Annotated in this window: 10 protein-coding genes; 3 read left to right on the top strand and 7 right to left on the bottom strand. The window is 73.5% G+C overall.

Features of this window, described 5'->3' with window-relative positions:
• From ffh to ftsY, 5 genes are all read right to left on the bottom strand, one after another.
• A partial coding sequence (gene ffh, locus HGA02_RS03680) for a signal recognition particle protein (protein WP_168677692.1) occupies positions 1-1,509 on the bottom strand: 1,509 nt, incomplete at its 3' end.
• A gap of 24 nt (positions 1,510-1,533) precedes the next feature.
• Positions 1,534-3,330 carry a [protein-PII] uridylyltransferase gene (locus HGA02_RS03685; RefSeq protein ID WP_168677694.1) on the bottom strand — a complete coding sequence of 599 codons (1,797 nt, stop codon included), beginning with the start codon at positions 3,328-3,330 and terminating at the stop codon, positions 1,534-1,536.
• A gap of 22 nt (positions 3,331-3,352) precedes the next feature.
• Positions 3,353-3,694, bottom strand: coding sequence for a P-II family nitrogen regulator (locus tag HGA02_RS03690; RefSeq protein WP_124343010.1), 342 nt, complete (start codon positions 3,692-3,694; stop codon positions 3,353-3,355).
• Positions 3,694-4,998, bottom strand: coding sequence for an ammonium transporter (locus tag HGA02_RS03695; RefSeq protein ID WP_124343009.1), 1,305 nt, complete (start codon positions 4,996-4,998; stop codon positions 3,694-3,696). The genes HGA02_RS03690 and HGA02_RS03695 overlap by 1 nt, the downstream gene beginning before the upstream one ends.
• Positions 4,999-5,177: 179 nt before the next feature.
• Positions 5,178-6,236, bottom strand: coding sequence for a signal recognition particle-docking protein FtsY (gene ftsY / locus HGA02_RS03700; RefSeq protein ID WP_168677696.1), 1,059 nt, complete (start codon positions 6,234-6,236; stop codon positions 5,178-5,180).
• 71 nt (positions 6,237-6,307) lie between these two features.
• Here ftsY and HGA02_RS03705 point away from each other — a divergent pair, with 71 nt between their 5' ends.
• Entirely contained in the window at positions 6,308-7,261 is a 954-nt protein-coding gene (locus HGA02_RS03705) for a DMT family transporter (RefSeq protein ID WP_343035250.1), read from the top strand.
• 54 nt (positions 7,262-7,315) lie between these two features.
• Here the strand turns inward: HGA02_RS03705 and HGA02_RS03710 are convergent, their stop codons facing one another.
• Positions 7,316-8,629 carry a Fic family protein gene (locus tag HGA02_RS03710; protein WP_168677701.1) on the bottom strand — a complete coding sequence of 438 codons (1,314 nt, stop codon included), beginning with the start codon at positions 8,627-8,629 and terminating at the stop codon, positions 7,316-7,318.
• A 418-nt stretch (positions 8,630-9,047) separates the two neighbouring features.
• On the opposite strand from HGA02_RS03710, the gene HGA02_RS03715 reads away from it, so the two are divergent.
• Positions 9,048-9,539, top strand: coding sequence for an FBP domain-containing protein (locus HGA02_RS03715; protein WP_168677703.1), 492 nt, complete (start codon positions 9,048-9,050; stop codon positions 9,537-9,539).
• A gap of 61 nt (positions 9,540-9,600) precedes the next feature.
• Here HGA02_RS03715 and HGA02_RS03720 read toward each other — a convergent pair whose 3' ends face one another.
• Complete coding sequence (locus HGA02_RS03720) at positions 9,601-10,065, bottom strand: MarR family winged helix-turn-helix transcriptional regulator (RefSeq protein WP_168677705.1); 465 nt, start codon at positions 10,063-10,065, stop codon at positions 9,601-9,603.
• Positions 10,066-10,124: 59 nt separating this feature from the next.
• On the opposite strand from HGA02_RS03720, the gene HGA02_RS03725 reads away from it, so the two are divergent.
• Positions 10,125-10,343, top strand: a complete 219-nt coding sequence (locus tag HGA02_RS03725) for a hypothetical protein (RefSeq protein ID WP_168677707.1) — start codon at positions 10,125-10,127, stop codon at positions 10,341-10,343.
• Positions 10,344-10,610 lie beyond the last annotated feature (267 nt).

Below are 10,610 nucleotides of genomic sequence, written 5' to 3' on the forward strand. Positions count from 1 at the left end.
CGCACGTGCTGCACCTGCCGGGGCCGCGGGGCGCTCCAGCGCGGCGCGCTCCTGCGCGGCCCGCTTCGCGGGGTTGCCCGACTTGCCCTTGACCTTGCGCGCGGGCGCCGCGGTCCGGCCGCGCGACTTCTTGCCGCCCATCCCGGGGAGGTTGCCCATCCCCGGCATGCCCGGCATGCCGCCGCCCTTGGCCATCTGGCGCATCATCTTCTGCGCGCCGTCGAACCGCTCGACGAGCTGGTTGATGTCGGTCGGCGTGGTGCCCGATCCGCGCGCGATGCGGGCGCGGCGCGAGCCGTTGATGATCTTCGGGTTCTGCCGCTCGGCGGGCGTCATGGAGCGGATGATCGCCTCGATGCGGTCGACCTCACGCTCGTCGAAGCTGTCGAGGGCCTCCCGCATCTGGCCCATGCCGGGGAGCATCCCGAACATGTTCTTGAGCGGGCCCATCTTGCGCAGCTGCTGCATCTGCACGAGGAAGTCCTCGAGCGTGAAGTCCTCGCCGCTGACGAGCTTGCCGGCCATCTTCTCGGCCTGCTCGGCGTCGAACGCCTTCTCGGCCTGCTCGATGAGCGTGAGCACGTCACCCATGTCGAGGATGCGCGACGCCATGCGGTCGGGGTGGAAGACCTCGAAGTCCGTGAGCTTCTCGCCCGTGGAGGCGAACAGGATCGGTCGGCCCGTGACCGACGCGACGGACAGCGCGGCACCACCGCGCGCGTCGCCGTCGAGCTTCGACAGCACGACACCCGTGAAGCCGACGCCGTCCGCGAAGGCCTGCGCGGTCGCGACCGCGTCCTGGCCGATCATCGCGTCGATGACGAAGAGGATCTCGTCGGGCTCGACCGCGTCGCGGATGTCGGAGGCCTGCTGCATGAGCTCGGCGTCGACGCCGAGGCGGCCCGCGGTGTCGACGATGAGCACGTCGTGCTGCCGGGTGCGCGCGGTCTCGAGGCCCTGGCGCGCGACCGACACGGGGTCGGCGCCTGCGGGCAGGTAGTCGTCGGAGCCCTGGTTGCCGGGGTGCGGCGCGTACACCGGCACGCCGGCGCGCTCCCCCACGACCTGGAGCTGCGTGACCGCGTTGGGACGCTGCAGGTCCGCCGCGACGAGCAGCGGCGTGTGGCCCTGGTTCTTGAGGTGCAGCGCGAGCTTGCCGGCGAGCGTCGTCTTGCCCGCACCCTGCAGACCCGCGAGCAGGATCACGGTCGGCGGGCGCTTGGCGTACGCGAGCGGGCGGTTCTGGCCGCCGAGGATCGACACGAGCTCGTCGTTGACGATCTTGACGACCTGCTGCGCCGGGTTGAGCGCCTGCGACACCTCGGCCGAGAGCGCGCGCTCGCGCACGGCACCCGTGAAGGACCGCACGACCGGCACGGCGACGTCCGCGTCGAGCAGCGCGCGGCGGATCTCGCGCACGGTCGCGTCGATGTCCGCCTCGGACAGACGGCCCTTGGTGCGCAGGTTCTTGAAGGTCGACGTCAGTCGGTCGGACAGGGTGGCGAACACCGGGCGGTCCTCACGCTTCGGGGATCACGGACGTCCCAGGGTACCTGTCAGGACCCGGCCGGCCCGCGCGATGAGGTCGTCGACGAGGGTGCCGCGCCACGCGCTCCACGCCGCCGGGCCCGCCGCGGACGCGTCGGCCTCGGTCAGCGCGCGCAGCACCGCGAGCAGGTCGGCACGGTGGTCGACCGCGTCGAGCAGACGGTCGACGGTCGCCGGATCGTCCGGGTCGGCCGTCGTGGCGAGGTCGACGAGCGTGAGGTGCTCGCGGACGAGGCGCGCGACGTCCGTCGCGACCTGGTCGTCGAAGCCCATCCGCAGCACGATCGGCGCGGCGAGGCGCGCGCCCTCGACGGAGTGGTCCCCCGCCCCCGCGCGCTTGCCGATGTCGTGCAGGACCGCGGCGAGCAGCAGCGTGTCGCCGAGCGCGAGGTCGCGACGCGCGTGGCCCGCGCGCGCGACGGTCTCGACGAGGTGCCGGTCGACGGTGTGCCGGTGCACGGGCGAGCGCTGCGGCCGGTTCCGCACGCCGGCCCACTCGGGGATCCACGTCGTCACCACGCCGGCGAGGTCGAGCGCCTCCCAGATCGGGACCTGCGCGTGCTCCGACGCGAGCAGCTGGAGGAAGGACGTCCGTGCCGCCTTGGGCCAGGGGGTCGGCAGCGGAGGCGTGGCCGTGAGGCTCGCGACCGTCACGGGTGAGAGCGCGAGTCCCGTCCGGGCGGCGGTCGCGGCGGCGCGCAGCGAGAGTAGCGGGTCCTCGGCCGGGCGGGCGTCGACCGCGAGGACGATCTCGCCGTCGTGCTCGACGAGGTCCTCGGCGATGGGCCGCAGCCGCGGCGGCGTCCGGCGTCCGCGGACGAGCACGGGCCGGCGCGCAGGCCGCTGGAGCGCCTGACGGGCGTTGCGCGCGGTCGTGTCGAGCGCGTAGGAGATGACGCGGCCGGCCTCCGCGATGCTCGCGAGCAGGTCGTCGCGGTCGTCGAACCCGACGAGCGCCGCGACCTCGTCCTGGTCGGCGAGCAGCAGCCGGTTCGTGTGCCGGCGCGTCGCGACCTGGACGGCGTCGCGCACGTCCAGCAGGTGCGCGTACGCGTGGTCGACCGCGCCGTGCGGGCGGTCGGTGAGCCACGTCGCGGCGAGCGCGCTGAGCACGACCGCGTCGCGGATGCCCCCGCGGGCCTCCTTGAGCTCGGGCTCGATGCGGTACGCGAGCTCGCCGTGCTGCTCGGCGCGCTGCCGGGTCGACGCCAACAGCTCGGGCAGGCGCCGACGGGCCGCGGACCGCCAGTCCTCGAGCAGCGCGGACTTCGCGCGCGCGATCACCACGGCGTCGCCCGCGACCGGCTGCAGGTCGAGCAGACCGACCGCCGCTGGGAGGTCCTTCGACGCGACCTGGCGGCACTGCGCGAGCGAGCGGACCGAGTGGTCGAGGTCGAGCCCGGCGTCCCAGATCGGGTACCAGAGCCGCTGCGCGAGCTCGGCGAGCTGCTCGGGCGAGTGGCCGCGACCCTCGTGCACGAGCAGCAGGTCGAGGTCGCTCACCGGGCTCGCGTCGCCGCGGCCGATGCTGCCGACCGCGCCGAGCGCGATGCCGTTGACCTCCTGCCCGTCGGTCGCCTGCTGCCAGAGCTCGGCGAGGCGGTGCCGGACCAGGTCGACGACGGCCGCGCGACGCGCGACCCCGTCGGCGGTGGGACCCGTGAGGCGGGCGGCGAGGTCGAGCCGCTCGACGCGGAGGTCCCGCACCCCGATCAGGGAGTGCGGGACCTCCGGCGACTCGTGCTCGGCCGCGCCCCCCGCGGGCGGCCGGTTCTGCGTCATGTGCTGTGCGGGACCGTCCTGCTCAGAGGGCGTCGTCGCCGTGCTCACCGGTGCGGACGCGAGCCACGTCCTCGACCGGCACGACCCAGACCTTGCCGTCGCCGATCTTGCCGGTCTGCGCGGCGCGCACGATCACCTCCGTGACGCTCGCGGCGTCCGCGTCGGCGACCAGCACGTCGATCTTGACCTTCGGCACCAGGTCCACGGTGTACTCCGCACCGCGGTAGACCTCGGTGTGCCCGCGCTGACGGCCGTAGCCGCTGGCCTCGCTCACCGTCAGACCCCGGACACCCGCCGCCTCGAGGGCCGACTTCACGTCGTCCAGCCGGTGCGGCTGGATGACCGCCGTCACGAGCTTCGTCATCACTTCACCTCCGTCACGACCCGGGCGCCCGCGCCCAGGGACTCGTACGCCGTCTCGCCGTGCGTGGCGAGATCGAGACCGCCGACCTCGTCCTCCTCCGTCGCCCGCAGGCCGATGGTGGCCTTGAGGATGAGGGCGATGACGAGCGTGGCCAGACCGCTGAAGAGCACCGCGCACAGGGCGACGATGATCTGCGTGGCGAGCTGCCCGACGCCACCACCGTAGAACAGGCCGTTCTCGGCGCCGTCCGCGTACCAGGTCGCGTTCGCGTCGGTCGCGAAGAACCCGATGAGGACCGTGCCGACGAGGCCGCCGACCAGGTGCACGCCGACCACGTCGAGCGAGTCGTCGTAGCCGAACCGGTACTTGAGGCCGACCGCGAGAGCGCAGAGGATGCCCGCGACGACGCCGATGCCGATCGCGCCCCACGTGTCGACGGCCGCGGCCGCCGGGGTGATCGCGACGAGACCCGCGACGACGCCGGACGCGGCACCGAGCGAGGTGGCGTGGCCGTCACGGACCTTCTCCGTGGCGAGCCAGGCGAGCATCGCGACCGCGGTGGCGACCGTCGTGTTGACCCAGGCGCGGCCGGCCGTGCCGTCGGCGGCGAACTCCGAGCCCGCGTTGAAGCCGAACCAGCCGAACCACAGGAGCGCCGCGCCCAGCATGACGAAGGGCAGGTTGTGCGGACGCATCGGCTCGCGGCCGAAGCCGCGGCGCTTGCCCGTGACGATCGCGAGGACCAGGCCCGCGACACCCGCGTTGATGTGGACGACCGTCCCACCGGCGAAGTCGATCGGCGTGGGGAGCGAGCCGGCGAGGAACCAGCCACCGCCGAGCAGGCCGCCGCCCCAGACCATGTGGGCCAGCGGGATGTAGACGACCGTGACCCAGATCGCCGCGAACACGAGCCAGGTGTTGAACTTGAAGCGGTCCGCGATCGCGCCGGAGATCAGCGCGACGGTGATGACCGCGAACGTGAGCTGGAAGCCGGCGGCGACGAGGAACGGCACGCCCGTGGCGGCCATGAGGCTCTGCTCGTCGGTCGCGCCCTGCAGGCCGAAGTACTCGAACGGGTTGCCGACGAAGCCGCCGTAGTCGCCGCCGAACGTGGCCGAGTAGCCGTACAGGACCCAGATGAGCGAGACGATGCCGAGGGCACCGAAGCTCATCATCATCATGTTGAGGACGCTCTTGCCGCGCACCATGCCGCCGTAGAAGAACGCCAGGGCGGGCGTCATCAGCAGCACCAGAGACGCGGCGAGGATCATGAACGCGGTGTTCCCGCTGTCGAGTTCGAACATCGAAATCGCCTCTCCCGTCGCCAGCCGGGGGTGGCTGGTCCGGTACCAAAGGTCGGCCAGGACCGTTTCGGCGATGGGCTGAGGGTGTTACAGCGGTGTGACAACGCTCACCCGGGCGTAAACGTTCGGTTTCGTGGTGGGCGTCCGTCCAGCAGCGGGCGCCCACCGGGGGCGACGGGCTACTGCGCGAGCAGCGCGTCGACGAACGCCTCGGGGTCGAACGGCGCGAGGTCGTCGGGGCCCTCGCCGAGCCCGACGAGCTTGACCGGGACCCCGAGCTCGCGCTGCACCGCGACGACGATCCCGCCCTTCGCGGTGCCGTCGAGCTTGGTCAGGACGATGCCCGTGACGCCCGCGACCTCGGCGAACACGCGCGCCTGGTTGAGCCCGTTCTGGCCGGTCGTGGCGTCGAGGACCAGGAGCACCTCGGCGAGCGGCGCCTCGCGCGTGAGGACGCGCGTGATCTTGCCGAGCTCGTCCATGAGGCCGGCCTTGTTCTGCAGGCGGCCCGCGGTGTCGACGAGCACGACGTCGACCGCCTCCGACTTGCCGGTGCGCACGGCGTCGAACGCGACGGACGCCGGGTCGGCGCCGTCCTTGTCCGACCGCACGGTCCGCACGCCGACGCGCGACCCCCACGTCTCGAGCTGGTCGGCGGCGGCGGCGCGGAACGTGTCGGCCGCACCGAGGACGACCGTGCGGCCCTCGGCGACCAGGACGCGCGCGAGCTTGCCGACGGTCGTCGTCTTGCCGGTGCCGTTGACACCGACGACGAGCACCACCGCCGGGACGGCCGCACCCTCGGCCGTCGTCCCGGGGTCGGTGTGCAGCGAGCGGTCGAGCGTCGGGTCCACGATCGCGAGCAGCTGGTCGCGCAGCACGGCGCGCACCTGACCGGGCTCGCGGAGGCCCTCGACCCGGACGCGCGTGCGCAGGGCGTCGACGATCTCGGTCGTCGGGCCGGCGCCGACGTCGGCGAGCAGCAGCGTCTCCTCGAGCTCGTCCCAGTCGTCCTCGGTGAGGTGGTCGCGCGACAGGACCTGGAGCAGGCGGGCGCCGAGCGCCGTCGTCACCACGGGCGTCGCACGCTCGACCAGCCGGCCGCCGGCCTCCTGCTCGAGCGCGGCGACGGCGTGCGAGACGGCGGACTGGCTGACGTCGAGCGTCGCGGCGGCGTCCGTGAACGACGCGCGGTCGACGACCGCGACGAGGACCCGGAGCTGCACGAGCGTGGGCATGAGCCGACCGTATCGCGGCATGAGCCAGATGCGTTTGCCTCATGTCAGCGGTTCCGGCCACGGTGGTGCACGTGACCCGCGACCGGACGATCGTCGTCTACTACCTCGCCGCGGCCCTCGTGTGGGGCGCGAGCTTCCTGTTCATCAAGGTCGGGCTCGACGAGGGGCTGAGCCCGGCGCAGGTCGTGCTGGCGCGGCTGACGCTGGGGGCGGTCGCCCTGCTCGTCGCGATGCTCGTGCTGCGGCGGCGGTGGCCGCGCGGCGCTCGGACGTGGGGGCACCTCGCTGTGCTCGGCGTCGTCCTGTGCGTCGTGCCGTTCCTGCTGTTCTCGTGGGCCGGGCAGCACCTGACCTCGGGGCTCGCCAGCATCCTCAACGCGACGACGCCGCTCATGACCGCCGCGTGGGCGGCGGCCCTGCTGCCCACCGAGCGGCTGGTCGCCCGGCAGCGGGTCGGCCTGCTCGTCGGCATCGTCGGCGTGGTGGTGGTCGTCGCGCCGTGGACCTGGCTCGCCGGCGGCGTGTCCGCGAGCCTCCCGGCCGTGCTGGCGTGCCTCGGCGCGACGGCGAGCTACGGGATCGGCACCACCTACCTGCGCCGGTTCGTCACGCCGCTGGGACTGCCGCCCGAGTCGGTCGCGGCGGGGCAGATCGGCGCCGGGGCGCTCCTGGTGCTGGCGGCGTCGCCGTTCGTCGTGCCGTCGAGCGCGCTGGGCACGCTCGAGGTGTCGTGGCCGCTGGTCGGTGCGATGGTCGCCCTCGGTGCGCTCGGCACCGGCGCGGCGTACGTGTGGTTCAACCGGATCGTCGACGCGTGGGGCGCGCAGCGGGCGTCGACGGTCACGTACCTGACCCCGCTCGTCGGGGTGGTGCTGGGCGCGCTCGTCCTGGGCGAGCGGGTGCACTGGTACGAGCCGGTCGGTGGGGTGCTGGTCGTGCTCGGCGTGGTGGTGGCGCAGCGGGCGAAGCGGACGCCGGTCGTCGACGCCGTGCCGGGCGAGACGCTCGGAGCGCGGACGGCCTGATCTCCGCCGGCCGCCGAAGAACGGGCCCGCGACGTTGGCCGCTCGCTCCTCCGCTCACCGGTGCTGCCCGTGATGCCCCGCAGGCTCTGTGCACGCGCGCCCCGCGCGGGGCAGCCATGCGCCGCACGCGTCCGTGCTTCCCCCGGCCGCCTCGACGGCGACGACCGGGCCGTCGCCGCCGGCACTCTCGTCGTCCGGGCGGTGTCCGGGTAGCGGAGTGCTCACCAGGCCGAGGAGACCGGCCGCGACGTAGACGGTCTTGGTCCTGTCGGCCTTCCGGTCGCGCCGGAGGATCCCCGCGTCGGCCAGGGTCTCGAGCGCCGCCCGTGCGGCGTTGTCGGTCACGGCCTGCGAGGAGGCCACCGACGCCACGTCCAGCACGGGCGAGGTGGGGAGGTCGGCGATGATCCGGTGCGTTGCCCCGTGACGGACACGGCCCGAAGGCGACCGCTCGGCGAGGTGGACGTCGAGCGTCTTCGTCTGCACCTCCAGCCAGGCGGCGACGGCCGTCGACAGCCGTACCGACTCCTCGGCGGCGACGCACACCGCGTCGGCGACGACCGCGACGATCGTGTCGTCGTCACCGGTCCGGTAGGCGTCGAGAGCGGCGTAGTAGCGCTCGCGGTCGCGGAACAGCTCGGTCGAGACGGGGAGCGCGACGCCGGGCGTGAGCCCGTAGCGGGACAGCACGATGCCGAGAAGGATGCGACCGGCGCGGCCGTTGCCGTCGGTGAAGGGGTGGATGGTCTCGAACTGCGCGTGTGCGACGGCGGCCGCGACGACGGCGCTGTGCGCGTGCGACGTGAGGTAGTCGTCGAGGTCGTCGAGCAGACCGGGCACCCGGTCGGACGGCGGTGCGTTGTAGTGCGCGTCGAGCGGGGTGGCGCCCCCGATCCACACCGGCTCCTGACGCACCCCGGCGGCGCCCGGGGTGATCAGCGCGTGCAGGTCGCACACCTCCGCGACCACGCCGCGCGCGGTGGCGGCGGGCCGGGTCAGGGACTCGCGCACGGCGCGGAGGTTGCGCGCGACGATGACGGCAGGAGTGCGTCCGCGCTGCACGAAGTCGGCGACAGCCACGGCCCGGGGTGTCGGTTCGTAGCCCTCGATGAGCGAGGACGCCGACGCCTCCGACCGGACGAGGAGATCACCGATCTGGCCGAGCCCGGCATGCTGCACCGATGCGAGCGCTGCTGCGGCCAGCTCGCCGGCCTCGTCGACGAGCGCCTGCGTCGAGGCACGCAGCACGACAGCCCGGCCGGTCAGGGCCTCGGGAGCGTACGCCCGGTACGGGCCGGAGCGGGTGTACCGGCGCGGCAACCCGTCCGTGACTGAGGGCGTCCACACCTGGTCGACGAAGGGAGCCATCGCCTCCCTCTCTCGTGGCGTGGGGTGGACAGCTACTCGGCCGCAGTTTAGCCGCTTCCCGCTTAACTGAGGTCGAGTAGCGCCGCATCTCAGTTTCACACCGCTTGGCAGCCCTTGCCCGTTTGGCGCCTCGGGCGTCGGGGTGCACCATGGACGGCGATCGGCGTCGCGGGAGCAGCCCGCGACCGCGAGCACGAGGTGCATCTCGATGCAGCAGGGAAGCGAGGCGGCCGTCCTGGCCTCCTCAGGCGCGGGCCCGACGCCCGCCCCGCACGCCTGACGCCTCACGGCGACGACCCGTCCGGACCTGGTCCGCGCGGGTTCCTCGGTTCACCCCGGCGGGCCGCCTCCTGACCCGTACCGTCCCCGGACCTTCGATGGTCCGGCGACGGCTCCTGCCGCACGAGAGCCGAGACCCATGCTTCCCCTGACCGAACAGCAGATCCGCACGTCCTTCGTGAACTGCTCGCGCCGCGAGGCCGCGCAGCTCACCCTCCCGTCCGACCTGGCCGACCTGCGCTGGGACCGCCTCGACTACCTGGGGTGGATCGACCGCAAGGCGCCGCTGCGCTCCTACGTGGTCGTGCCCGTCGACGACGGGGTCGTCGGCGTCACGCTGCGGGCCCCCGAGGTCGCGTCGCGCCGCCGTGCCGTGTGCGCGTGGTGCGAGGACGTCTACGCGACCGACGACGTGTCGATGTACGTCGCCCGCCGGGCCGGCGTCGCCGGCCGCAACGGCGACACCCTCGGGACGCTCGTGTGCACGGACTTCGTGTGCTCGCGGAACGTGCGCCGCAAGCCGACGCTCGTCGAGGCCGGGCAGGACCCGGCCGGTGTCGTCCAGCGCCGGATCGAGACGTTGCGCGCGCACTCGGCGCGCTTCGTCCGCGAGGTCCTGCGCGAGTCGTGAGCGTCGCGGGTGCGGCGTCGGGCTGTCCCGGCGCCGCACCTGGGCCCGTGAGCGGGGCGGCTCAGGCGCCGGCGCGGTGGCAGGCGGCGAGCAGGGTCTCCATGCCGACGCGGATCTGGTCGATCGCCTCGCGGGTGAGCCCGAGGCGGTCGACCATCGCGGCGGGGATGCCGACCGCGTCGGCGCGCATCGCGCGGCCCTCGTCGGTGAGCGCGATGACGAGCTGACGCTCGTCGACGCCCGCGCGCGTCTTCGTCACTAGCCCGAGCGTCTGGAGGCGCTTGACCAGGGGCGACGTGGTCGCGGGCTCGAGCTGGAGGACGGCGGCGAGCTGCTTGAGCGAGAGGTCGCCGTGCTGCCAGAGCGCGAGCATCGCGAGGTACTGCGGGTGCGTGAGCCCGAGGGGCTCGAGGAGCGACCGGTAGACGCCGACGAGTGCGCGGGCGGCCGCGGACGTCGCGAGGCAGAGCTGCGCCTCGAGCGCGAGCGGGTCGACGTCCGAGGCGTCCGTCACGGTGGTCGTCATGCGAGCATCCTAGATGATAAGTTCGTGCACGAATCATCCGCGCACGAATGGATTGCACGATGGGCTTCGCCGACCGGTTCGACGCGCTGAACAACCACGTGACCCTGTTCTTCCTGCGCTTCGTCGGCCCGCCGTCGGTGGGCTCGCCCGACGGGCGCGGCCGTGCGGTGACCGAGGAGGAGCGCGCTCGGGAGGCCGAGATGCGGCAGACCTTCGAGCGTGTCACCGGTCCTGACGGCCGCCCGTACCTCGTGGAGCGTCCGTCGTCGGACGCGTAGTCAGCGCCCCGGACGCCTGCCGCAGGGCGTCGCCAACGGATGTGCCCACATCCGATGCCGACGGCGTCCTGTGGCAACGGATCAGCCCGCGAGGCGAACGGCATCGTGCACCGCGCCGTCGCGGCGTCGCGCGGGTCTGAAGGCTCCTCAGGGCAGGGGCTCGGTCGCTGAGGGGTAGGACGGCTGGGCGCCGAGGCGCGTGACGGACGCGGCCGCGACGCGGGTCGCGAACCGTGCGGCGTCGCGCAGCGGGTCGCCCGCGGCGAG

Source organism: Cellulomonas septica, from assembly GCF_012396155.1.
GTDB classification, from domain to species: Bacteria; Actinomycetota; Actinomycetes; order Actinomycetales; family Cellulomonadaceae; genus Cellulomonas; species Cellulomonas septica.

Bases quoted from the DNA above. Each gene is read 5' to 3' on its own strand.
- HGA02_RS03685 (WP_168677694.1), bottom strand. From the start codon at position 3,330: ATGACGCAGAACCGGCCGCCCGCGGGGGGCGCGGCCGAGCACGAGTCG.
- HGA02_RS03690 (WP_124343010.1), bottom strand. From the start codon at position 3,694: ATGACGAAGCTCGTGACGGCGGTCATCCAGCCGCACCGGCTGGACGAC.
- HGA02_RS03695 (WP_124343009.1), bottom strand. From the start codon at position 4,998: ATGTTCGAACTCGACAGCGGGAACACCGCGTTCATGATCCTCGCCGCG.
- ftsY (WP_168677696.1), bottom strand. From the start codon at position 6,236: ATGCCCACGCTCGTGCAGCTCCGGGTCCTCGTCGCGGTCGTCGACCGC.
- HGA02_RS03710 (WP_168677701.1), bottom strand. From the start codon at position 8,629: ATGGCTCCCTTCGTCGACCAGGTGTGGACGCCCTCAGTCACGGACGGG.
- HGA02_RS03715 (WP_168677703.1), top strand. From the start codon at position 9,048: ATGCTTCCCCTGACCGAACAGCAGATCCGCACGTCCTTCGTGAACTGC.
- HGA02_RS03720 (WP_168677705.1), bottom strand. From the start codon at position 10,065: ATGACGACCACCGTGACGGACGCCTCGGACGTCGACCCGCTCGCGCTC.
- HGA02_RS03725 (WP_168677707.1), top strand. From the start codon at position 10,125: ATGGGCTTCGCCGACCGGTTCGACGCGCTGAACAACCACGTGACCCTG.